Raw genomic sequence first — 22523 nt, forward strand, 5'->3', positions numbered from 1 at the left:
ATTATTCCGGCACCAGGCCGTGGTACTTCTTGCCCAGCGCCACGGTCGCCTGGAACATCCCCGCCTTGTTGCCGCAGTCGTAGCGCACGCCTTCGAAGCGGTGCGCAAACACGGCGCGCTCGCGCATCAGCGAGGCGATGCCGTCCGTCAGCTGGATCTCGTTGCCCGCGCCCATCTTGGTCGAGCGCAGGTGATCGAAGATTGCCGCTTCCAGGACATAGCGCCCCACGACCGCCAGGGTGGAGGGCGCGGCATCGGGCTCGGGCTTTTCGACGATGTGCGTGACGCGTTCGGTGCGGCCGTCGGCATTGGCGTCGCCGGGGCGCGTGGCCACGATGCCGTACTTGCGGGTGTCCGCACGGGGCACGTCCTGGACGCCCAGCACGCTGGCGTTGCTGGACACGGCAATGTCCACCAGCTGCTTCATGGCCGGCGTGTCGGCGTCGATCAGGTCGTCGGCGAGCAGCACCGCGAAGGGCTCGTCGCCCACGGCCGGGGCGGCGGACAGCACGGCGTGACCCAGGCCCAGCGGGGCGGATTGCCGGATATAGAGGCAATTCACGTGCGCGGGTAGAATGCCCCGCACCATGGCCAGAAGCTCGTGCTTGCCCTTGCTTTCCAGGTCGGATTCCAGTTCGGGCGCGGAGTCGAAATGGTCTTCGATGGCGCGCTTGTTGCGGCCAGTCACAAAAATGAGGTCGGTGATTCCGGCGGCGACGGCTTCTTCCACCGCGTACTGAATGAGGGGCTTGTCGACGACGGGCAGCATTTCCTTGGGCATCGCCTTGGTGGCGGGCAGGAAGCGCGTGCCCATGCCGGCGACGGGGAAAACGGCTTTACGGACGGGACGCATTGATACCTCGTTGAAGATTCGATGAAACATTTTAAGCTCATCGCTATCATAGGCTTATGAACCGCAGGAAAATGCCATCCATTTGCTCGATTGCGAAACAGGGCGCGATTGCCGGCCTTTGCGCAGTCCTTGCCGTCCCCGCCATTCCCGTCGCCGCCTGGGCCCAGCCCGTGGGCCTGCCGACCATGGGCGCCGCGTCGGCGGCGGAACTCTCCCCCATGCTGGAACGCAGCCTGGGTGAAGCCATCATGTCGCAGGGCCGGCGCGATCCGACCTATGTCGATGATCCCGAGCTCAGCCAGTACCTCACGACCATGGGGCGCAAGCTGGCGGCGTTCGCCCCGGGCGCCGTGCCGGAAGTCGAGATGTTCGGCGTGCGCGACCCCGAGATCAACGCCTTCGCCATGCCCGGGGGCTTCATCGGCGTCAATACGGGACTGATCGTCTCGTCGACCAGCGAATCCGAACTCGCGGCGGTGCTGGCCCACGAAATCGGGCACGTCGTGCAGCGCCACATCGCGCGGGGCATGACGCAGCAGAACCAGAACAGCATGGTGATGCTCGCCAGCCTGGCGGGCGCGCTGCTCGCGGCGCTTGCGGGCGGCGGCGGCAATCTCGCCGTGGGCGTGGCCGCCTTCGGGCAGGCCGCGGCCATCAACCGCCAGTTGGGCTTTTCCCGCGATGCGGAGCGCGAGGCCGACCGCGCCGGGCTCCAGATGCTGACCAAGGCGGGTTACGACGCCGAAGGCATGTCCCAGATGTTCGCGCGCCTGATGAACGCCTCCCGCCTGAACGAAGGGGCTGGCGGCGGTTCATGGGCCAGCACCCACCCGCTGTCGATCGAGCGCATGTCCGACGTCCAGAACCGGGCCAGGTCCATGCCGGCGACCCGCCACATCGACAGCGACGACTACTGGTATATCCGCGCCAAGATGCGCGTGGTGCAGGGCAGGGACGCGGTCAGCCTGCGTTCGGCCGGGCAGCAGTTGCAGGACGAGGCCCAGGCGCTGTCGGGCGTGCGGCAATCCGCCGCCTATTACGGCCTGGCCCTGCAGGCATTCCAGCGCAACAACCTGCCCGAGGCGGAACGCTTTTGGAACCTGGCTTCCGCCGACGGCCGCAGCTCGCCGCAGCTGGCCAAGCTGAGCATCGATATCGCCATGGCGCGCAAGGACTATCCGCGCGCGCTGACCCTGGCCCAGGCGGGCATCAAGCGCTGGCCCGAGTACCGCGCGCTGGCGATCGCCTACGCCCAGGCGCTTCAAGGCAACGGTCGCCATGCCGACGCCCAGGATTTCCTGCGCGCCCGGATCAAGCAATGGGGCAGCGACGAGCCGAGCCTCTACCAGATGCTGGCGCAGAGCGAAGAGCGCAACGGCAAGCCGGTGCAGGCGCGGCGGGACCTGGCGCGCTACTACGTCATGACGGGCGCCTACGCGGCCGCCGAGTCGCAACTGCAGCAGGCGCGCGGCCTGTCCACCGACTTCTACGAACAATCGCAGATCGACGTGCAGATCAAGGAAGTCAAGGACAAGCTGGCTGAAGAGCGCCAACTGCTTGAGCGCTTCAAGTCGGGCTGACGCGCCTGGCGCGCCCCCATCCTACAGGCCGGTTTCGAAGAAACGCCCCAGCCGCTGGGGCAGCCAGTTCAGGTGACCGGGAAAGCCGCCGGTGGGAAAGCCCGCGTGGCCGCCGTCGGTGGGCTGGTGCAGCAGGATGCCCGACGCGCATTCCTCGGGCTTGGGCAGCGACGCCGCGGGAATGAAGGGGTCGTTGCGCGCATTGAGCACCAGCGTCGGCACCGAGATCTTGGGCAGCCAGGGCTTGCTGGAGGCCCGCGTCCAGTAGTCCAGGGCATTGCGAAAGCCGTGCATCGGCGCGGTGTAGGTGTCGTCGAATTCGCGCAGGTCGTGCGCGTGGGCGATCCGCATGACGTCGATGGACCCGGGGAATCGATGCGCCTTTTCCAGCACCTTGTGCTTGAGCGTCTTCAGGAAATGCGCGGTGTATACCCGCCGGTTGAAGATGCCCGTCGCCAGCGTCTTGCCGCAGGCCACCAGGTCCAGCGGCACGGAAACGCCCGCGCAGGCCGTCAGCCAGGTGGTGTCTTCCTGGTGTTCGCCCAGGTATTTCAGCAGCGCGTTCCCGCCAAGCGATACGCCCACGGCATGCCAGCGGGCGTGAGGAATGCGCTTGCGCACGGTTTCCAGCAGGAACCCGACTTCGGCGGAATCACCGGAATAATAGGCGCGCGCCAGGCGGTTGGGCACGCCCGAACAGCCGCGGAAATGCGCGATCACGACGATCCAGCCGCGCGCGCGGAAGTGGTGCGCGATGGATTGCGCATAGCGGCTGTTGCTGCCGCCTTCCAGGCCGTGGAACAGGATCAGGGCCGGCGTGTCGGGCGTCTGGGGAAGCGATTTCCAGTCCGCGTCCGTCATCCACCTGGCCGCGGCGGTCTTGCCGTTGGCGACCGGCCGCTGTCCGCTGACCGGCGCACCGTCGGCGGCCTTGTGCGGGAACAGGCCCGGGCCGGTCCAGTCGAAGTCGACGAAATCGGTGTCGGGCGTGTCCACGCGGTCGCGCACGAATGCGATGCGGTGGTACTGCGCGAACAGGGCGGCGTACACCGTCTGGCTGTCGCCCCCTGGCAGCCAGGGAGGGACGGGGCAGGGCGTTGTATCAAGACGAGCAGCGGCCAACTAGGAATCCACCCGGTTCAATGGAGCATGTCGGGTACGTCGTGCAAATCGAGCACCCCGGCTTCCGTGGGCGCCGACGAGGCATGGTGCATCACCATGCGCCAGCCGGTCGGCCCCTTGTGGTAGATGTTGGTTGCGTAGCAGTTGGCAAACTGCGTGCCTTCGCGCGTGCGCACCGCCACCTGCTCGACCAGCACGTGCACCGCGCACATCATGCTGAGCATGACGAGCGGGCGCAGGGGCCGGACATGCAGCGGGCCGTTAGCCAGCACCTGTTGCCAAGATTCGTGCACCGCCGAGTGGCCGACGATGCGCAGGCCCCCCGGATGGATGCAGACGACTTCCTCGTCGTCGGCCCACACCTGCATCAGGCGGACGCTGTCCGCCTGCTCAAGGGCTTCGTAGAACGCGTGCTCTGCTTCTTCGGGCGTGGCGAACATGGCTGCTGAAACGGTTAAGCGTGTTGTGTGGGGCGAAAGGCTCAGTGCCCGTGGCCGTGCAGCACCGTGCCCGCCTTCAGGCGGTATTCGGCGCCGCAGTAGGCGCAGCTGGCGGAGCCGGTGCGGGCCACGTCCAGGAAGACGCGGGGGTGCATGCTCCAGAGCGGCGCCTTGGGGCCGGGACAGAACACGGGGAGGTCTTCGCCGCCAACCTCGATGACTTCGTGAGCGTGGGGGACGGCGGCCGGAGCAGCAGCGGTCATGGATATTCCTGAAAAAAAACCGATATACGGCAGGTTGCAACAATGATGCGGCCCTGCGTCGCAAGGCCGCGCGAATCAGACTTTACTTAGCCAGTGATGGTACTTCGGGTTGCGGCCATTCACCACGTCAAAAAATGCCTTCTGCAACATCTCGGTGATCGGGCCGCGCCGGCCCGAGCCGATCTGGCGGTTGTCGACCTCGCGGATCGGGGTGACTTCCGCGGCGGTTCCCGTGAAAAAGGCCTCGTCCGCGATGTACACGTCGTCGCGGGTCAGCCGCCGGGTCACCACGCGCAGGCCGCAGTCGGCCGCCAGCGCATGGATGGTGGATCTTGTGATGCCCGTAAGCGCCGAAGCGATCTCGGGCTCGCAGAGCACGCCGTCCTTGACCAGGAACAGGTTTTCGCCGGAGCCCTCGGCCACGAAGCCGTCGGTGTCCAGCAGCAGTGCTTCGTCGTAGCCGTCCTGCAGCGCCTCGGTATTGGCCAGGATGGAGTTGGCGTAGGTGGTGGCGACCTTGGCGCGCGGCATCGTGACGTTCACGTGCTGGCGGGCGAACGACGACACCTTGACCCGGATGCCCTGCGACATGGCCTCTTCGCCGAGGTAGGCGCCCCAGGGCCAGGCGGCGATGGCCACGTGTACCTTGGCGCCCTTGGGCGAAACCCCCATCTTTTCCGGACCGTAGAACACGAGGGGGCGCAGGTAGCCGGATTCAAGGCCGTTTTCGCGCACGACCTGCCGCTGGGCCTCGTTGATCGCGTCGCGATCGAACGGCATGGGGATCTGGTAGATGTGCGCTGAATTGAACAGGCGGTTGGTGTGGTCTTCGAGGCGGAAGATCGCGGTGCCCAGTTCCGAGCGGTACGCGCGCACGCCCTCGAAGACGGACAGTCCGTAGTGCAACGAATGCGTCAGGACATGCGTCGTTGCGTCTCGCCATGGAACGAGCTTGCCGTCATACCAGATGAAACCGTCGCGGTCAGCCATCGACATGGTCTTCTCCACACAGTGCGCGCCAGGCCTGCCGCAGCGCGCCAGGCCCCAAGGGGTCAAGAATCTTGAGGCCGCTATTGTATCAAGCGACGAGGTTACAATAGGCGCCTATTCGCGCACCGGCGTGGGGCATCTGGCCCGCGCATCCTGATTCCGGCGGGCGAACGGACTGCCGCGTGTTTTCTTCCCATAGAGTTTCCATGTCGTCCTGTCTGAATCGCCAGGGGCCAGCCGTTGTCCTCTGAATCCGCGCTTCCTGAATCCGAAGACCCAGCCCTGGTCCGCCAGGAACGCCTGACCGCCTTTCGCGCCGGCGTGCACGCCATCGTGCCCGCGCTGATCGCCACCGCGACCTGGGGCCTGGTGACCGGCGTCGCGATGGTCAAGTCCGGGCTGACCGAATCCATGGCGCTGGCCATGACCCTGCTGCTGTACGCGGGATCGGCGCAATTGACGTCGCTGCCGCTGATCGCCGCCGGCGCGCCGTTGTGGCTGATCTTTGCGGCTGGCTGCGTCGTCAACCTGCGCTTCATCATCTTCGGCGCGGCGCTGCAGCCGTATTTCCGCCACCTGTCCTGGCCCAAGCGGCTGGGGCTGGGGTATTTCACGACCGACATGGGTTTCGTGCTGTTCATGCCGCGCTTCGGCGATTCGGTCGAGCGCGGCACGCGCGAGCAGCTGTGGTTCTTCCTGGGCACCATCGCGCCGGGCTGGCTGGTCTGGCAGTCGTCCTCGATCGTCGGCATCTACCTGGGCGCCATGGTGCCCACGGATTGGTCGCTGGATTTCGCCGCCGTGCTGGCCCTGCTGGCCATCACGGTGCCGCTGGCCAGTTCCAAGCCCATGCTGGTGTCCATGTTGGCGGCCGGCGTGGTCGCCTGGGTCGGCCAGGCGCTGCCGCTGCGCCTGGGCCTGGCCGCGGCGGTCATCGCCGGCGTGATCGGCGGCATGTGGGCCGAACGTTTCTTCAAGGCACGCCCATGACGCTCTGGACTTCCGAAATCTACGTCTACAGCGCCATCCTGCTGCTTGCACTGTGCAGCGTGCTCACGCGCGCCGGGTTCATGCTGTTCGGCGACTACATCCCCTTGTCCGACAACGTGCGCCGGGCCTTGCGCTATGCGCCCGCCGCGGCGCTCACGGCCATCGTCGTCCCCGACCTGCTGCCCTGGAAGGCGGGGCTGGGCCCCGTATTCGACTACAAGCTCGTGGCCGGGCTGGTCGCGATCCTGGTTTTTCTGCGCACGCGCAGCGCGGTGCTGGTGATCGTCGTCGGCATGCTGGTGCTGTGGGGATTGCGCTGGCTGGCGAGTTGACGGCCTGATTTTGGTCTCGGTGTGTCCACTGGGTGGACGCCCGTACCGGGCCTACCACCCTTTTGCACCGGCCATTCGGGGCCGCCACCCTGGCCGACGGACGGCGGTTTGACCGTGTGGTAATGCGCCTGCGCTAAAATTAAGTTATCCACAGCAATCCGGGCCTGGTACTGCCCTCATAGGTATCGAACCCAGAATGCGCCGACTGGCCTGCAAGGCAGGGCGCCGATTGTCCGCGAAGCCGCTGGCGAATCGCGGCGATTTACGCGCCGTCACGATGCGATCACGCGTATTCGGGTTGCCCCGATGCATATGTAGAGCAGTGCATGTAGCACTCTCGTTTTGTTCTTTTTCACTGGTCCCGGTATCTGCCAAACCCTGATGACTGAATCCACTCAATCCGTAGCACCCACCGCTGAGGCGCCCGCGCCGACGTTCGCCGATTTCGGGTTGCATCCCCTGCTGTTGCAGTCCATCGCCGAAACCGGCTACACCACTCCCACGCCCATCCAGGCGCAAGCCATTCCCGTCGTCGTGGAAGGGCGCGACGTCATGGGCGCCGCCCAGACCGGCACGGGCAAGACGGCCGCCTTCACGCTGCCCATCCTGCATCGGCTCATGCCGCTGGCCAACACCAGCGCATCGCCCGCCCGGCATCCGGTGCGCGCGCTCATCCTCACGCCGACGCGCGAACTGGCGGACCAGGTCTACGAAAGCGTCAAGCGCTACAGCAAGCAGACGCCGCTGCGCTCGGCCGTGGTGTTCGGGGGCGTGGATATCGGCCCGCAGAAGGAAGCGCTGCGCCGCGGATGCGAGGTGCTGGTCGCCACGCCGGGCCGCCTGCTGGACCACGTCGAACAAAAGAACGTGAACCTGAGCCAGGTCGGCATCCTGGTGCTGGACGAAGCCGACCGCATGCTCGACATGGGCTTCCTGCCGGACCTGGAACGCATCATCCGCCTGCTGCCCGCGCAGCGTCAGGGCCTGCTGTTCTCGGCCACCTTCAGCAATGAAATCCGCAAGCTGGGCCGCTCGTACCTGAATCACCCCGTCGAAATCGAGGTCGCGGCGCGCAACGCCACGGCCACGACGATCACGCAGATCGCCTACAAGATGACCAGCGACGCCAAGCGCGCCGCCGTCGTCCACCTGGTGAAGTCGCGCGGGCTCAATCAGGTCATCGTCTTTTCCAACACCAAGATCGGCACGGCGCGCCTTGCGCGCGACCTGGAACGCGACGGCGTGAAAGCCGAATCGATCCACGGCGACAAGACCCAGGCCGACCGCATGAAGGCGCTCGAGGCCTTCAAGGCCGGCGAACTCGAAGTGCTGGTCGCGACCGATGTGGCCGCGCGTGGTCTGGACGTCGCCGGCGTGCCTTGCGTCATCAACTACGATCTGCCCTACAACGCCGAAGACTACGTCCACCGCATCGGCCGCACCGGCCGCGCGGGCGCATCGGGCGAGGCCATCGCGCTGTTCACCGCCGATGAAGAGCGATTCCTGCTCGACATCGAAAAGCTGATCAAGCGCGAAGTGCCGCGCGGTACGCTGGACGTGCCCTCGGACCTGATCGCGCGCAGCCATCGCCGCAGCGATGGCGGCTCGCACTCGCGTGAAGGCCGCGATGGCGGCCGCGAAGGGCGTGGCGAACGCGGCCGTTCTTCCGACCGCCGTTCGAGCTATTCGTCCGGCGGCTCGCGCCAGCCGGTCGACGACTTCTTCCTGAAGCCCTACGAGCCCTCGGCCGCGTCGGCGCAGGCCGAAGACCAGCCCGCCAGGAACGCCGCGCCGGCCACGGCGCCCAAGCGCCAGGTCGCGGTCCTGCTGGGCGGCAGCCGCAAGCCCTGATTCGCCCGGACGGCCTGTCCCGCAAAAAAACCCGCGAAGCCTTCCGGCCTTGCGGGTTTTTTGTTGAATGCGCGAATGGCGCTGCGTCAGGCGGCGGCCAGCATCCTGGGCAGGTCGGGCAGGGCGGTGGCGACCGGGGCGCTGTTTTCGTCCAGGCTTTCCAACAGGCGTTCCAGGTGGCCGATATGCGGCAGCATGGGCCCGTAGAACACGACGCGCGGACCGATCTGCACCAGCAGCGTGGGGAAGTTCTCGACGTCTTCGTCGCCCAGCAGTTCGGCATGGTCTTCGATGTCGATCCAGGCGAAGACGTGCTGCGGCATGGCGTTGGCCAGGGCAAGCAGCTTGGGTTTGTATTCTTCGCAGGTATCGCACCAGGCCGCGCAGAAACAGGCGACCAGCCAGGTGTCGGGCGTTGCGCCCAGCCGCGCGCGCAGGAGGGCCAGGTCGGTACCGGGTGTAAGCAGGGACATGTGAGCAGATCAGGGCGTGTTTGACTATCATACCCGGGATGTCCACCCCTTATTTTCCAGAGCCATGACCGTCTTGCGCACCGATTCCGCCCCGCCCGAGAACGGCCGCCTTTCCGGTGCGGGCGCCGGCGCCGCCAGCGTGGGCCAGGCATTCAAGCGCGCGCTGGTGTCCCAGTGCCACCCGACCATGCTGTTCGCGGTGCTGCTGCCTTTCCTGATCGCGCTGATCGGCGCCTTCCTGTTGCTGTGGCTGTTCTGGACCCCGCTGACCGACTGGTTGCGCATGGAGGTCTCGCAGTGGGACGTCGTCAATCGCGTCGACGAATGGCTGGTCGCGGTGGGGCTGTTTTCACTCAAGATCTACTTCATCCCGGTCATCGCGGCGGCCATCCTGCTGCCGGTGTCCGGCATCCTCGGGCTGGCGATCGCCGCCGTGTTCGTCATGCCGCTGGTGCTACGCCACGTCGGCCAGCGCGAATACGCCACGGTGGGCCGCCGCGGAAAGTTCTCCACGGCGGTCAGCGTATGGAATGCGGTCTGGGTGTCCGCCGCCTTCGCCGCGGGCTGGGTGCTGACCCTGCCGCTGTGGCTGGTGCCTCCCATGGCTATCGTGCTGTCGATATTCTGGTGGGCGTTCGCGTTCTCGCGCATGATGCGGGTGGACGCGATCGTCGAACATGCCAGCCCGTCCGAACGCAAGCTGATCCTGGAACGGAACAACGGCGGCTTCTGGACCATCGGGCTGATCTGTTCGCTGCTGAACCTGCTGCCGCCCGCGTGGGTCATCCTGCCGGTGTTCTCGGCGCTGGTCTACGCGCATTACGGCCTGGAAGCGCTCAAGCGCCTGCGCCAGGACCGCGTCATCGACGTCTGACCCCCTTATTCACTCTCACCCCTATGGAACCGGACATGGCCGCAGAATCCGCCGCCCGCCGCATTGGCCTCATCATCGTCGGAGATGAAATCCTCTCCGGCCGCCGCCAGGACAAGCACTTCTCCAAGATCGTCGAACTCCTGAGCGCGCGCGGCATGCACCTGAGCTGGGCCGAGTTCCTGCCGGATGACCGCGACGCGCTGGTGGCCGCCTACAAGCGCAGCTTCGCCACCGGCGACGTGGTGTTTTCGTGCGGCGGCATCGGCGGCACGCCCGACGACCATACCCGCCAGGCCGCGGCTGCCGCCCTGGGCCTGCCGCTCGCGCTGCACCCCGAGGCCGAGCAGGCGATCGCGCTGCGCACCCGCGAGATGGCGGACAAGGGGCAGGGAACGGCCGACATGAGCGCGCCCGAGAACCAGCAGCGCCTGCAAATGGGCATGTTCCCCCAGGGCTGCGAGGTCGTTCCGAATCCCTACAACCGAATTCCGGGCTTCTTCATCCACGATCACACCTTCGTGCCGGGCTTTCCGGTGATGGCCTGGCCGATGCTGGAATGGACGCTGGACACGCGCTATCGTGCGCTGCAGCATGTGCGGTCCCATATCGAGCATTCGTTCCTGGTTTTCAGCATGCCCGAATCGCGCATCACGCCGGCGATGGTCAGCGTCGAATCGCGCTGGCCCGGCGTGCGCGCCTTCAGCCTGCCCAGCGTCGGGGAGGCAGGCGGAACGCCCCACATCGAACTGGGCGTGAAGGGGGATCCCGAGGGGGCGGCCGAGGCGCTGGACTTCCTTCGGGCGGAAGTGCTCCGCCTGGGCGGCAAGCTTGCGCCGCCCGCGGCGGCCTGAATTACAGGACGCTGAAAGGGCCGAGGGGCCGGATTTTTAATCAAATTCTGATTGCCAAACGGCCTCATAAATTTCACAATACGGGAAAGAACTGTTTGCTGCGATGCCGCAACGCGTTTTCTTGGCGATGCGGCGCTAGCCCAATTTTCTTCTATGGCCCGTCTTCCGACTCCCCGCAATCCCCTGGACGCCGAATCCGAAGGCGCTTCCGCCCATCCCATCGCCATCCAGGTCATCGAGCGCGCCATGCGGCTGCTGGATGCCCTGGCCGCGCAGCCCGATCCGGTGACGCTCAAGGAATTGTCCGCCACCACGGGCCTGCACGCGTCCACGGCGCACCGCATCCTGAACGACCTGGTCGTGGGCCGCTATGTCGAACGCGTCGACAACGGCCTGTACCAGCTCGGCATGCGCCTGCTGGAACTGGGTTCGCTGGTCAAGGGGCGGCTCAACGTCCGCGAGGCCGCCATTCCGGCCATGCGGTCGCTGCACAAGCTGACCGGGCAAACCATCAACCTGTCGGTCCAGCAGGGCGACGAGATCGTTTACATCGACCGCGCCTGGAGCGAACGTTCAGGCATGCAGGTGGTGCGGGCCATCGGCGGTCGCGCGCCCCTGCACCTGACTTCCACCGGCAAGCTGTTCCTGTCCACCGGCGATACCCGCCAGGTCCGCGCGTACGCGCTGCGCACCGGGCTGGCGGGCCATACGCGCAACAGCCTGACCGACCTGGACAAGCTCGAACGCGAACTGGCGCTGGTGCGCCGCCACGGCTACGCGCGCGACAACGAAGAACTGGAACTTGGCGTGCGCTGCATCGCGGCCGGCATCTTCGACGACACCGGCAAGCTGGTGGCCGGCCTGTCGATCTCGGCGCCCGCCGAACGCCTGCAGGACGACTGGATCAAGGCGCTGGTCGACACCGCCGCCAGCATTTCGGAGGCGCTGGGCTATGAACCGTCGGTGTCCTCCGGCTTCAACGGCCTGGGCATGGCGGCTGAAACCCTGCGATCCTAGCGCGGGCAAGGCCCATGAAAAAAGCTCCCGCAAGGGAGCTTTTTTGGTTGGGGCCCGGTCGCCGGGCGAGGCCGCCCGGCGCCGCGAGCGCTGCGGTTATTGCTGCTCGACGCCAGCCTTCTTGAACAGTTCGGCCCACTGCGGGACCTGCTGCTTGACCTTGGCTTCCAGGGCTTGCGGATTGGCTTCGGACGTCAGCACCGTTGCGCCCAGCTGCTTCATGCGCTCCTGGAACTTGGGATCGGCCAGCCCGGCCTGCAGGCTCTTGACGAGCTTGTCCACGACGGGCTTGGGCGTGCCCTTCGGCACCCACATTCCGTGCCAGATGCCCACTTCGAAGCCCTTGTAGCCGGACTCGTCCATGGTGGGCAGCTTGGGCAGCGTGGGCACACGCTGCAGGCTGGTCACGGCATAGGCCTTCACCTTGCCGCTTTCGATCTGTTGCGTGGTGTTGGTGGTCTGGTCGCACATCAGGTCGACCTGTTTGCCGAGCAGGTCGTTCATGGCCGGCGCCGTGCCCTTGTAGGGGATGGTCAGCAGCTGAACGCCCAGCGCTTCGACCAGCATGGTGCCGCACAGATGGCTGGCGGCGCCGATGCCGGCGTTGGCCAGGGATACCTTGTCCTTGTTCTTTTTGACGTAGTCGGCGAGTTCCGCGATGGTGTTGGGCGGGAAGTCCGAACGGGCGATGATGGTCATCGGCACGTCGACCACCAGGCCGATGGGCTCGAAACTCTTGAAGGGGTCATACCCCGGATTCTTGTAGAGCGAGGGGGCGGTCGAGAAGCCGGCGTGCATCAGCAGGATGGAATAGCCATCCGGTTGCGCGCGTGCGACCTGGGTGGTGCCGATGGTGCCGCCGGCGCCGCCCTTGTTTTCGACCACGACCGTCTGGCCCAGGGAGGGCCGCATGGCTTCCGCGAGCGAGCGGGCGACGTTGTCGGTCGGGCCGCCAGCAGCGAACGGCACCACCATGTTGATGGGGCGTTCCGGAAATTCCGCTTGCGCGGCGCCGGCCGCGAGCAGGGCACCGGCCGCGAACAGGGCCGAAAGCGTGCGGGGGATGAAAGTCATGAGGTCTCCGATTGCAGGATTTTGCTTGCTGCGATTTAGTTATGAACCGCTGATATTTCGTTTGTATTTGTCTGTCATCAGCGTGAAAGCAGTGTAGAAAAGAATTGATACCGCGTCATGTCCGGTATTTCCCGAATCATGGGAAATCGTTGAGCAGGATCAAGCCGGAAAAGGGGGCGCACCATAAAAGTGCAAACACTTGTTGCGCCGCACAAAAACTGCTTGACAAGATTTCTGCCCAGTCTAGAATGTGAATTGTGCAGTGCATCAAACGGGCCGGCGGTAGCTTGTAGTACCAGTTTCCGCGCACGTTTCTATAGTTCGTCGCAGACAACCATCCTTATTTGCCGGACAGCCTCCGGCTACCCTGAGAGGAGCATCCTATGAGCGCAATCCCGCAACAAGTCCTGGACCGTCAAAAGGCCAGCATCAACACCATCGTGGCTGCCCAGACCGCCGTTTTCGCCGGTTTCGAGAAGCTGGTCGAATTGAACCTGAAGGTCGTGAAGGCCACGCTGGACGAAGTCGCCCAGAAGTCGCAGCAAGCCGCTGAAGTGAAAGATCCGCAGGAAGCCGCTGCGTTTGCCTCGGGCCTGCTGCAACCGGGCGCCGAAAAGGCCCTGGCCTACACCAAGCACGTGTACGACATCGTCGCCGGCGTGCAAGGCAGCCTGGTCAAGCTGACCGAAGAACAGATCGCCGAAGGCCAGCAGCAGCTGACCGACGCCGTCGAACAGTTCTCCAAGAACGCCCCGACCGGCTCCGAAAGCGCCGTTGCCCTGATCAAGTCCTCGCTGGCCACCGCGACCAGCGCCTACGATTCGATGACCAAGGCCGCCAAGCAAGCCGCTGAAGTCGCCGAGTCGAACCTGAATGCCGCCGCCAACGCGACCTTCAAGGCTGCCACGGATGCCGCCGATGCCGCCACCAAGGTCGCCAGCCGTAGCCGTCGCAGCGCCTAAGTTTTTGGCGCGCGATGCTGCGCAAATCGCAGTAATGTAGTACTGTTGAGTGACAGAGCAGAGCTGGAATTAGGGCCACCCACAGGGTGGCCCCTTTTTTTTGCCCCTGGGCAGGGCTTCTGGCGGAGATTCGGACGGTGTTCAGCGACGCGCCACGGCCCGCACGCATTCGCCCACCAGGCCCGGACCGCGGTAGATCAGGCCCGTGTACAGCTGCACCGCGTCGGCGCCCGCTTCCATCTTTTCGCGGGCCTGCTGGCCCGACATCACTCCGCCCACCCCGATGATCGCCAGGCTGTTGCCCAGCTGCTCCTTCAGGCGGCGGATGACAGCCAGCGACAGCTGGTGCACGGGCGCGCCGGACAGTCCGCCGGCTTCGTCGGCGTGCGCCTGGCCCGCCACCGCTTCGCGCGACAGGGTGGTGTTGGTGGCAATGACGCCATCGATGCCATGGCGCGGCAGGATGTCGGCGATGGCGTCGATCTGCTCCTGGGTCAGGTCGGGGGCGATCTTCACGGCCATCGGCACGCGGCGCTGGTGCTGGTCTTCTAGGGCCCGGCGCTTGTCGGCCAGTTGTCCCAGCAGGGCGGACAATTCGTCCCCGCTTTGCAGCGCGCGCAGGTTCTTGGTGTTGGGCGACGAGATATTCACCGTCACGTAGTCGGCATGCGGGTAGACGCCCTGCAGGCCGATGAGATAGTCGTCGGCGGCGCGTTCGATGGGCGTATCCGCGTTCTTGCCGATGTTCAGCCCCAGGATCCCGCCCTGCTTGCGCCATTCGCTGCGCTGCACATTGGCCAGGAAGGCATCCAATCCCTGGTTGTTGAAGCCCAGCCGGTTGATCAGCGCATTGGCGCGCGGCAGGCGAAACATGCGCGGCTTGGGATTGCCGGGCTGCGCGCGCGGGGTCACCGTGCCCACTTCGATGAAACCGAAACCCAGGTTGCCGAGCGCGTCGATATAGGCGCCATTCTTGTCCAGGCCCGCCGCCAGCCCGATCGGGTTGGCCAACTGCATTCCCATCAGTGTGCAGGGCGCCTTGGGCTGCGCATGCATGAGCTTGCGCGTGGCGCCGCACTCGTAGGCGCGCTGCAGGCCCGACAAAGTAACTTCGTGGGCGGTTTCCGCGTCCATGGCGAACAGCGCCGGGCGGGCCAGGGGGTAGGCGTGGAAGAGGATCGACATGGGGCGCAATTGTAGAGCGAATCGAGCCGGCCTTGCGGGGGATGCGGGGGCGCGGCGGATATGCAGGGAGAATTCAGCGGGAGGATGATTCTGCGGCAGGCGACCCTGCGGCAGGCGACCCTGCGGCAGGCGATCCTGCGGCAGGCGCCCCTGCGGCGGGCGCTTCCGTGACAGGCGCCTGCGGCTTGTCGCCCCACTGGCCATCCACCAGGAACTGGGCCGGCCGGAAGGCCGACTTATAGGACATCTTGCGGCTGTCCGCGATCCAGTAGCCCAGGTACAGCCAGGGCAGGTTCAGCGCGCGGCACTGTTCCACCTGCCAGAGGATGCTGTAGGTGCCCAGGCCATCGGCGATATCGGGGTCGTAGAAGGTATAGACAGAGGACAGCCCGTCGTCCAGCACGTCGATGATGGACACCATCATCAGCACGCCGTCGGGATTGCGGAATTCCACCAGCCGGGTGTTCACGCGGCTGGTGAGCAGGAACTGCGCATACTGGGTGCGGCTGTCTTCATCCATGCCGCCGCCCGGGTGGCGCCCCTGCTGATAGCGGGTGTAGAGGCGGTAGTGCTCGGGCGACCAGGCCAGCTCGGCGACAAAGGATTGCAGGTGCTGGTGGTCTCGCCAGGCGCGGCGCTGGCTGCGGTTGGGGGTGAAGGCCGCCGTGTCCACGCGCACGGGCACGCAGGCGTGGCAATTGTCGCAATGGGGACGGTAGGTGAACAGGCCGCTGCGGCGAAATCCCTGTTCGACAAGCTGGGAGTAGGTGCCCGCGTTGATCAGGTGGCCGGGCGCGGCGACTTGCGACCGGGCCTGGCGACCCGGCAGGTAGCTGCAAGGGTAAGGGGCGGTCGCGTAGAACTGCAGCGTGGAGAAGGGTAGTTCTTTAAGCTGGCTCATTGAAAATCCCGTAAAGCGGCGGCTAGCCCGTGACGGGAGTGGCTACATATTAACGCTTAACCTGAGCCGGGATGGGGCGCCGCGGGTGCGTCCGGGTGCAGTCGTCCGAGGCTGTCGAGCGTGCCGGTCGCCCAGGCAATGCGGGGCAGCGCGGTCGTCTTGCGCACGTGCTCAAGGAACCGCGCGCGGGGCAGCGGGCGGGCGCCCATGCTGGCCAGGTGCCGCGTCTGCTGCTGGCAGTCGATCCATTCCACCCCTTGCGCGTCCAGGTAGCGCACCAGGTAGGCCAGCGCGATCTTGGATGCATTGGGCGAGCGCGTGAACATGGACTCGCCGAAGAACATGCGCCCCAGGCTGATTCCATAGAGCCCGCCCGCGAGTTCGCCGTCGATCCAGGTTTCGATGCTGTGCACGAAGCCGGCCTCGTGCCAGGCCCGGTAGGCCTCCTGCATGGCGGTGGTGATCCACGTGCCGGGCTGCCCGTCGCGCGGCGCCGCGCAGGCGGCCATGACCTGCGGGAAGGCGGTGTCGACGCGGACCCGCACGCGCGGGGCGGCGTCGTGCTCCTGGCTGGCAACCTGCCTGAGCAGCTTGCGCAGTGAATGGGAAGGCGCAAAGTCCTTGATACCCAGCACCATGCGTGGATCGGGGCTCCACCACAGGACGGGCTCGCCTTCCGAATACCAGGGAAAAATGCCGTTCGAATAGGCCTGGACGAGCCGGGCCGGGGACAGGTCCGCCCCGGCGGCCAGCAGGCCGTCCGGATCCGTCAGTGCGAATTCCGCAGGGGGAAACGGGGTGTCGGCGGCAAGCCAGGGCAGTTTCAACGGTGCGATTCGAGGGTGTAGTGGTGAGGCCCGAACGTTCCGCGCTTGCGGTCCTCGAAGAACAGCCGCAGGGTGCTCGCCACGGTGCGGAAAGCCAGGTCGTCCCAGGGGATCTCGGATTCTTCGTAAAAGCGGGCTTCCAGGCTTTCGGGGCCCGGGTCCAGCTCGGGGCCCAAGGCCTGGGCCAGGTAGAACACGTGCACCTGTTCGATCTGCGGCACATCGATGATGGTGTAGATGTCGCCAAGCTGGATCTTCGCGCCGGATTCTTCCAGCGTTTCGCGCGCGGCCCCTTGCGCGGTGCTTTCCCCCAGCTCCATGAAGCCGGCGGGCAGCGTCCAGGTGTTGTAGCGCGGCTCGATGGCGCGGCGGCAGAGCAGCACGCGGTTTTCCCAGACGGGGACGGTGCCAACCACCAGGCGGGGGTTCTGATAGTGGATCGCGCCGCAGTGATCGCAGATGTCGCGCTCGCGGTTGTCGCCTTCCGGCACCCGGCGGTTGACCGGCGAGCCGCACTGGCTGCAGAAATGGGAACGGCGCGGAGCGGGGAAGTATTCGATGGGCGGTTTGGCGGTCATGGGTACGATTCTAACGGCTGCGGCGGGTCGTGGCGCGCCGGGCCGGAGCCGCCGGGGCGGGGCTGCCGAAGCGTTCTTCCAGGTGTTCGACGAAGGATCTCACCTTGGGCGACAGGAAGCGGCGGTGCGGGTAGACGGCGACCATGGATATGGGGGTATGGGCGTAGTCGGTCAGCAGCGCCGTCAGGCGCCCGGCGCGGATGTCGTCGCCCACCAGGAACTCCGGCTGCAGGATGATGCCGTGGCCGGCCAGCGCGGCCGTGCGCAGCACATCGCCGTTATTGGCGCGCAACGCCGCGTTCACGCGCACCACGTGCGTCACGCCGTCTTTCTCGAAGTGCCATTCGTTGCCGGTGCTGGCGTAGGCATAGTGCAGGCAGCGGTGCTGCTTGAGGTCGTCGGGCACGGCCGGCGCGCCGTGGCGCTTCAGGTAGGACGGGGCGGCGCAGACCAGCAACTGCTGGGGCGCCAATGGCCGAGCCACCAGCGAGGAGTCCAGCAGCGGCCCGATGCGCACGGCGACGTCGTAGCCGTCTTCCACCAGATCGACCACGCGGTCATTCAGGTCCAGGTCTATCACCACGTCGGGATAGCGCTGCAGATACTCGGCAATGGCCGGGCCCAGATGCAGGATGCCGAACGACACGGGAGCGCTGACGCGCAGCCGGCCGCTGGGCCGCTGGCCTTCGGCCTGCAGCGACATTTCAAGGTCCGCGACTTCGGCCAGGATTGGCCGCACGCGCTCGTAGAACGCGCGGCCGGCATCCGTCATGCTGAGCTTGCGGGTGGTGCGGTTGAGCAGCCGTACGCCGTACTTCTGTTCCAGGTAGGCGATCTGCCGCGTGACCACGGAACGCGCCTGGCCCATTTTGTCGGCCGCAGCCGCGAATGAGCCCAGTTCGACGACCTTGGCGTAGGTCTGCATGGCGGTGTGGGTGTCCAAGATTGTTTCCTATCTAGGAACAATAATTTGCAATTCTGCATGTTTATCTTTGTTTTTGGAATCGCAAGAATACGGTCCAAGAAGAATCCACCCGTTCCGGGCGATTCGTGTACCGCACAAGGATGACCCAATGACTGATACCCGCACCGCACCCTATGCCGCGCTGCTCCTGCGCGTGGCGCTTGGCGTGATGTTCCTGGCCCATGGCCTGACCAAGCTGCTCGTCTTCACGCTGCCCGGCACCGCGCAGTTCTTCGCCAAGATCGGCTTTGCCGGATGGCTCGCCTACCCCGTCACGTTCTTCGAGGTGGGCGCGGGCGTCCTGCTGATCCTGGGCATAGTGCCGCGCTGGGTCGCCGCCATCGCGGTCGTGCAGCTCTTTGTCGCGTCGACCGTGCACTTCGGCAATGGCTGGGGGTTCGGCAATGCGGGCGGCGGCTGGGAATACCCGATCTTCCTGACCGTGGCCGCGGCCGCGCTCGCGCTGCTGGGCGACGGCAAGTTCGCGCTGGTCAAGAGCTCCCGCGGCTGAGCGCCGCGCGCACCAGTCTGTTTACCGTGGCGGGCATGGCCCGCGGGGTGGCGCAGCCATAGAATGGCCCGCCACCTTTTCATTTCCGGAGTCTTCATGTCACAGCCATGGATCAAACGCGCGCTGGGCGCCCTGGTGTTTGCCGCGGTGCTGTCTCCCGGCGCCCATGCGTCGGCCGAACAGGAGGCCGCCAACAAGCAGGCGGTGCTGGCCTTCTACGAAAAAGGCCTGAACCAGAAAGACGCGGATGCCGCGCTGGCCTACGTGGGCGAGCGTTACGTGCAGCACAACCCCAATGCCGCTGACGGCCCCGAGGGCTTTCGCCGGTTCGTCGCCTACCTGCGCGACAAGTTTCCCAATTCGCGCAGCGAAATCAAGCGCGTCTTCACCGATGGCGACTACGTCATCCTGCATGTGCATGCGGTGCGCGAGCCCGGCACGCGCGGCAATGCCATCATCGATATCTTCCGCCTGGAGGGCGGGAAGATCGTCGAGCATTGGGATGCCGTGCAGCCCATTCCCGAGCAATCGGCGAACGCCAACGGGATGTTCTGACGCCTTTCGTCAGTGAAGTCAGGCCGGCTCGGCCTGAGGGCAGGGGATGAATCCCAGGCGCTCTGGGATGTTCCGCGCGGCAATGGATTGCAGCGGCGCGGCGGCGTAGGCGCCTGGAAAGGCCGCGGTGATAGCGCGGCCGGGAGCCACCGCATCCAGCGCATCCAGCAAGGGGGCGCCGTCGTCCGTGGTCATGGTGTCCAGCAGCGGCGGCAGATCGCGGTCCAGTACGATCCCGCCGCCCAGCGGGGTGATCGCGTAGAGCTGCCCATGCTCATCCAGCCACCAACTGCCGACAGACTCCACCGCCGCGTTCGTGTGCGTGATCAGGGCGCCGCTGTCGTCGGCGAGCCGCAGCACGAAGGGCGCGGCGTCCAGGCGTACGAACACCCGCTGGGGCCCGTTCTGGAAGAACCAGCGGCCGGCCTCGTCGTGTCCGTAATTGCGGCCGATGAACTCCAGGATCTGCGTGTTGGTGATCGGTTCGCCGGGCCCGCCGTCGGCGGCCTGGCCTTGCGGATGCAGGCGCCAGCGGCCGCGCGCATCGAGCGACAGCCAGCCGTGCACCGCCGGCACATTCGGCCAGCGGGCAAGGGCGTCTTTCACCGATTGGTCCATGGTCAGGGGCGGATGATGATCGCAGGCGGCGTAATGACGATGGCGGGTTGCACCGGCATCATGGGAACCGCCACAGGTTGAGGCGCGTAGCCGTAAGCATAGTCGTCGCGGCACTTGCGCTTTTCGCTGTAGTCGCCATTGCGCTTCCATTTGCGCTCGACTTTACAGGCGCCGTCCCAGTACTTCTCTTTGTAATCGCCGCCTTTGTGGCGATGATGGTGCTTGTCGCCGGCTTCAACGGCAAGGGGCGCCAGGGAAATCAGCGCGGCGGCCGACAGCGTCAACAAAGAAGAAGCGCGGCGGCTTGCGCGCGTGTGCGAACCCGGCGTGTGCGAACCCGAAATCTTATGCATGGAATCGTCGTTCAAATGGAAACGGCGTCACCATAGCAATCATCCGACTGACCGGGCGTAGGGATGGGTAACGAGATGCTGGCAGGGGCTGCCAAAAAGGAGGGGGGTGCCAAAGAAAGATGCTGGAGGCGCAAGCCGGAATCGAACCGACGTACACGGATTTGCAATGCTTTAATGCTGTATAAGCATACAGCGATTTACGAGGCTTCCCTGGGGAGATAGCCCGTAAAACTCGCCACTAACACCACCGAAAACACGCCGATGGTCAATTTTCCCCCACACCTTTTCGGGGTGCCTTCTGGGCGGAAATCTGCTGCAGCGCCGCCTGTAGGGAGTCGGTCGCCAAGTGGGCATAGCGCGCCGTGGATGCGGTCGACTTGTGCCCTAGAACCTTCCCCACTGTATACAGCGGAACACCGGCCTGAACCATGTTGCTGGCCGTGCTGTGGCGCAGGTCGTGCAGTGTCAATTCAGGGCGCTCAATCGCTGCAGCACCTTTCTTGAGCCAGATCATCAGGGAACGATAGCTGATCTTGGGGGGCAAGTGCTTGCGGGCATAGTGCGCCACTTTCCCCATGACGGGGATGTTGCGAGGCTCGCCGTTCTTGGTGTCGGCCAGAACGAAGTGGTCACCCTGAACCTTGGCTGACCAAATCTCCCCCCTGCGCATGCCTGAATAGAAGGCGATCAGCAGAAGAGCCCGGGCTTTCCTATTGCTGATCTTGCGGCACATTCTCAGCATCCAGGCGCGGGTGACGTAATTCCGCCGCTCGTTGCTGACTTCCGGCAGGGACACGTGGGATGCCGGGTCCGGGATATCCAGGCGCTTGTCCTTCCAGAGGGACCGGCAGGCGGCCCGCACTAGGGCTATCCGCTGCTTCATGGTGGCAGGCTTCCACTTTCCGGCTTCCTTTTCCTGAATATCCTGAGACACGTCAGCCAATTCGTTCAGGCGCTTGCCCTTGTAGTATTCGGCAGCCGCGGCTAAATGCCTCGCCGCGTGCATGTAGGACTTCAGTTCCTTCTTCGTGTCCAGATAGTGCCTCACGGCGGTGTCGACAAGCGGGACGACCTTCTCTATCCCCTGTGCTATCGCGTAGAGGCGACCGCTTTCCTCCCGGTCGAACTTGTCCGCCTGGGCTTGATTCCAAGCTTTTGGAAGTAGCTTTGTAGCCCGGACTCTTCGGCCTTCAATGAGGCGGTCGAACTCAAAGCGATATCGACGGCGGCTTTTATCGAAGTAGATCGACATTGCTGTTCGTACTCCTGAATGTCAATTTCATCAAACCGGATCAGCTTTCCGATCCTCGTGCAAGGGATCGGGCCTCCCGGGGCGGCGAGCTGGCGCGCCTTACTTGGGCTAATGCGCAAGCGGCTGGCCAGATCAACAGGCGTGAGAACAGTCATATCGCCTCCAAAACGAAGCGCGCTGTGAGCGGGCCTTATTAGTCTTCAATCTCAATGATCACGTGCATGAACCGGATTTCGTTCTCCGGTACGTTGAACAGGAAGTTCAACCACGCGATGAAGCCGGATGTGAACCAGCCACATCCAAGCTTCCGCAGGGCGCGATAACGTCGCATCGTCTATTCTCCAAAACGAAGCCCGCGCTAGGCGGGCTGTATCCAATACTTGCGGGTGGTCGCAAGGACCTTTTCAATAGCTGCGGTCATTCCAGTAACTGCTTTGCATCCTTGTAGTTCTGGTAGGTCAGGCCGATGGCCGGATCCACCTTGACGAAGTGGGGTAGCTGCTCGGACAACATGTCGGAGTCGTCGTCAACGATGACGAACTTTTCAACGCCGGGGTGTTCGTCCAGCCACTGTTTGATCTGTGGCCCGCGCTCCCCGCCGCCACCCGGTGTGGCGCTGCTGATGACGTAGCCCAGAAAGTCGCCCAGTTCAGTAGCGCGCTCTTGGTCCATGCCAATCCGCCAGGTGGAGCTGAGAACGACGTGAGCCTCAGTTTCTGCCACAAGGCGAGCCATCAGCTTCACGGCTACCTGATCGAACTTCTCCCAGTCGCCCTGCATGTTGCGATTGCGAGGCCATGGGCAACCGCCCAGAGCAGCAGCGGAACGGACGCTGTTCAGAACGCCGTCGATATCGAGAAACAGAACCTTCACGCTTCCTCCTTCGCCGTAGCCTCATGCTCGGCACACGCTGGGCAGCCGTCATGGTGGAAATGCAGACCGCTCGAATGCGGGCAAACTGCCTCGCCGCAGGTCGGACACTCGCCATCAGGGCAGTGCGCCAGCAGTCGGTCAACTACTTCGCCAAGCCTCATCCCATCCCTCGCCAGCGCCACAAGCGCATCGCGCTCTTGGCCAGTAAGAGATACGCTCTCTCCATAGGTCTTG

Annotated in this window: 26 protein-coding genes and 1 pseudogene; 10 read left to right on the plus strand and 17 right to left on the minus strand. The window is 65.1% G+C overall.

The window, feature by feature from the left end; translation table 11 throughout:
* Position 1 precedes the first annotated feature (1 nt).
* The gene (gene galU / locus ABE485_RS02410) at positions 2-853 is read right to left on the minus strand and encodes a UTP--glucose-1-phosphate uridylyltransferase GalU (protein WP_346513176.1); all 852 of its coding nucleotides are present in this window, start codon (positions 851-853) and stop codon (positions 2-4) included.
* Between the two features lie 56 nt (positions 854-909).
* Between galU and ABE485_RS02415 the strand changes: the two genes are divergently transcribed.
* Positions 910-2433 (plus strand): M48 family metalloprotease, encoded by a 1524-nt coding sequence (locus ABE485_RS02415; protein ID WP_430795382.1) that lies wholly within the window; start codon positions 910-912, stop codon positions 2431-2433.
* Between the two features lie 21 nt (positions 2434-2454).
* On the opposite strand, the gene ABE485_RS02420 is transcribed toward ABE485_RS02415, so the two are convergent.
* The 4 genes from ABE485_RS02420 to ABE485_RS02435 all read right to left on the minus strand — a co-directional run bounded on the left by ABE485_RS02420 (position 2455) and on the right by ABE485_RS02435 (position 5254).
* On the minus strand, positions 2455-3555 hold the full coding sequence (locus ABE485_RS02420; protein WP_346513178.1) for a YheT family hydrolase: 1101 nt from the start codon (positions 3553-3555) through the stop codon (positions 2455-2457).
* A gap of 17 nt (positions 3556-3572) precedes the next feature.
* Entirely contained in the window at positions 3573-3995 is a 423-nt protein-coding gene (locus ABE485_RS02425) for a YybH family protein (RefSeq protein WP_346513179.1), read from the minus strand.
* Positions 3996-4036: 41 nt separating this feature from the next.
* A complete protein-coding gene (locus ABE485_RS02430; protein ID WP_057287358.1) occupies positions 4037-4258 on the minus strand; it encodes a zinc-finger domain-containing protein in 222 nt (73 codons plus the stop codon).
* A 75-nt stretch (positions 4259-4333) separates the two neighbouring features.
* Positions 4334-5254 (minus strand): branched-chain amino acid transaminase, encoded by a 921-nt coding sequence (locus ABE485_RS02435; RefSeq protein ID WP_346513180.1) that lies wholly within the window; start codon positions 5252-5254, stop codon positions 4334-4336.
* 234 nt (positions 5255-5488) lie between these two features.
* On the opposite strand from ABE485_RS02435, the gene ABE485_RS02440 reads away from it, so the two are divergent.
* From ABE485_RS02440 to ABE485_RS02450, 3 genes are all read left to right on the plus strand, one after another.
* Positions 5489-6238: an AzlC family ABC transporter permease gene (locus ABE485_RS02440; RefSeq protein WP_346513182.1), complete on the plus strand. Its 750-nt coding sequence runs from the start codon at positions 5489-5491 to the stop codon at positions 6236-6238.
* Entirely contained in the window at positions 6235-6570 is a 336-nt protein-coding gene (locus ABE485_RS02445; RefSeq protein WP_346513183.1) for an AzlD domain-containing protein, read from the plus strand. Before ABE485_RS02440 ends, ABE485_RS02445 begins: the two co-directional genes overlap by 4 nt.
* 381 nt (positions 6571-6951) lie before the next feature.
* Positions 6952-8421 carry a DEAD/DEAH box helicase gene (locus tag ABE485_RS02450; protein ID WP_346513184.1) on the plus strand — a complete coding sequence of 490 codons (1470 nt, stop codon included), beginning with the start codon at positions 6952-6954 and terminating at the stop codon, positions 8419-8421.
* A gap of 86 nt (positions 8422-8507) precedes the next feature.
* Here ABE485_RS02450 and ABE485_RS02455 read toward each other — a convergent pair whose 3' ends face one another.
* On the minus strand, positions 8508-8894 hold the full coding sequence (locus ABE485_RS02455) for a thioredoxin family protein (RefSeq protein ID WP_346513185.1): 387 nt from the start codon (positions 8892-8894) through the stop codon (positions 8508-8510).
* Positions 8895-8958: 64 nt separating this feature from the next.
* Between ABE485_RS02455 and ABE485_RS02460 the strand changes: the two genes are divergently transcribed.
* The 3 genes from ABE485_RS02460 (at position 8959) to ABE485_RS02470 (ending at position 11636) form a co-directional block, all read left to right on the plus strand.
* Entirely contained in the window at positions 8959-9768 is an 810-nt protein-coding gene (locus ABE485_RS02460) for an EI24 domain-containing protein (protein WP_346513186.1), read from the plus strand.
* 35 nt (positions 9769-9803) lie between these two features.
* The gene (locus ABE485_RS02465) at positions 9804-10619 is read left to right on the plus strand and encodes a competence/damage-inducible protein A (protein ID WP_346513187.1); all 816 of its coding nucleotides are present in this window, start codon (positions 9804-9806) and stop codon (positions 10617-10619) included.
* A gap of 153 nt (positions 10620-10772) precedes the next feature.
* On the plus strand, positions 10773-11636 hold the full coding sequence (locus ABE485_RS02470) for an IclR family transcriptional regulator (RefSeq protein WP_346513189.1): 864 nt from the start codon (positions 10773-10775) through the stop codon (positions 11634-11636).
* Positions 11637-11732: 96 nt separating this feature from the next.
* On the opposite strand, the gene ABE485_RS02475 is transcribed toward ABE485_RS02470, so the two are convergent.
* The gene (locus tag ABE485_RS02475) at positions 11733-12710 is read right to left on the minus strand and encodes a tripartite tricarboxylate transporter substrate binding protein BugD (RefSeq protein WP_346513190.1); all 978 of its coding nucleotides are present in this window, start codon (positions 12708-12710) and stop codon (positions 11733-11735) included.
* A gap of 383 nt (positions 12711-13093) precedes the next feature.
* On the opposite strand from ABE485_RS02475, the gene phaP reads away from it, so the two are divergent.
* Positions 13094-13672, plus strand: a complete 579-nt coding sequence (phaP, locus tag ABE485_RS02480) for a TIGR01841 family phasin (protein ID WP_346513191.1) — start codon at positions 13094-13096, stop codon at positions 13670-13672.
* Positions 13673-13813: 141 nt separating this feature from the next.
* Here the strand turns inward: phaP and ABE485_RS02485 are convergent, their stop codons facing one another.
* From ABE485_RS02485 to ABE485_RS02505, 5 genes are all read right to left on the minus strand, one after another.
* Positions 13814-14857: a quinone-dependent dihydroorotate dehydrogenase gene (locus ABE485_RS02485; RefSeq protein WP_346513192.1), complete on the minus strand. Its 1044-nt coding sequence runs from the start codon at positions 14855-14857 to the stop codon at positions 13814-13816.
* 73 nt (positions 14858-14930) lie between these two features.
* Positions 14931-15758 carry an arginyltransferase gene (locus tag ABE485_RS02490; RefSeq protein ID WP_346513193.1) on the minus strand — a complete coding sequence of 276 codons (828 nt, stop codon included), beginning with the start codon at positions 15756-15758 and terminating at the stop codon, positions 14931-14933.
* A 56-nt stretch (positions 15759-15814) separates the two neighbouring features.
* Positions 15815-16585, minus strand: coding sequence for a leucyl/phenylalanyl-tRNA--protein transferase (aat, locus tag ABE485_RS02495; protein ID WP_346513194.1), 771 nt, complete (start codon positions 16583-16585; stop codon positions 15815-15817).
* Positions 16582-17163 carry an NUDIX hydrolase gene (locus tag ABE485_RS02500; protein WP_346513195.1) on the minus strand — a complete coding sequence of 194 codons (582 nt, stop codon included), beginning with the start codon at positions 17161-17163 and terminating at the stop codon, positions 16582-16584. The genes aat and ABE485_RS02500 overlap by 4 nt, the downstream gene beginning before the upstream one ends.
* A gap of 10 nt (positions 17164-17173) precedes the next feature.
* A complete protein-coding gene (locus ABE485_RS02505) occupies positions 17174-18106 on the minus strand; it encodes a LysR family transcriptional regulator (protein ID WP_346513196.1) in 933 nt (310 codons plus the stop codon).
* Positions 18107-18236: 130 nt separating this feature from the next.
* On the opposite strand from ABE485_RS02505, the gene ABE485_RS02510 reads away from it, so the two are divergent.
* Complete coding sequence (locus ABE485_RS02510; protein ID WP_346513198.1) at positions 18237-18638, plus strand: DoxX family protein; 402 nt, start codon at positions 18237-18239, stop codon at positions 18636-18638.
* A 96-nt stretch (positions 18639-18734) separates the two neighbouring features.
* The gene (locus tag ABE485_RS02515; RefSeq protein WP_346513200.1) at positions 18735-19193 is read left to right on the plus strand and encodes a nuclear transport factor 2 family protein; all 459 of its coding nucleotides are present in this window, start codon (positions 18735-18737) and stop codon (positions 19191-19193) included.
* An 18-nt stretch (positions 19194-19211) separates the two neighbouring features.
* Here the strand turns inward: ABE485_RS02515 and ABE485_RS02520 are convergent, their stop codons facing one another.
* The 5 genes and pseudogenes from ABE485_RS02520 to ABE485_RS02535 all read right to left on the minus strand — a co-directional run bounded on the left by ABE485_RS02520 (position 19212) and on the right by ABE485_RS02535 (position 22289).
* Positions 19212-19811 carry a DUF2946 family protein gene (locus ABE485_RS02520; RefSeq protein ID WP_346513201.1) on the minus strand — a complete coding sequence of 200 codons (600 nt, stop codon included), beginning with the start codon at positions 19809-19811 and terminating at the stop codon, positions 19212-19214.
* Positions 19812-19813: 2 nt separating this feature from the next.
* Positions 19814-20164, minus strand: coding sequence for a hypothetical protein (locus ABE485_RS02525; RefSeq protein WP_346513202.1), 351 nt, complete (start codon positions 20162-20164; stop codon positions 19814-19816).
* 265 nt (positions 20165-20429) lie between these two features.
* On the minus strand, positions 20430-21416 hold the full coding sequence (locus tag ABE485_RS02530) for a tyrosine-type recombinase/integrase (protein ID WP_346513204.1): 987 nt from the start codon (positions 21414-21416) through the stop codon (positions 20430-20432).
* A gap of 56 nt (positions 21417-21472) precedes the next feature.
* Positions 21473-21571 (minus strand): annotated as a pseudogene (locus ABE485_RS31210) (hypothetical protein); the annotation flags it as partial.
* A gap of 262 nt (positions 21572-21833) precedes the next feature.
* Positions 21834-22289 carry an HAD domain-containing protein gene (locus tag ABE485_RS02535; protein WP_346513205.1) on the minus strand — a complete coding sequence of 152 codons (456 nt, stop codon included), beginning with the start codon at positions 22287-22289 and terminating at the stop codon, positions 21834-21836.
* Positions 22290-22523 lie beyond the last annotated feature (234 nt).

Origin of the sequence: Achromobacter spanius (genome assembly GCF_039673305.1) — a bacterium.
In the GTDB taxonomy this organism is placed as follows: Bacteria; Pseudomonadota; Gammaproteobacteria; order Burkholderiales; family Burkholderiaceae_B; genus Achromobacter; species Achromobacter spanius_F.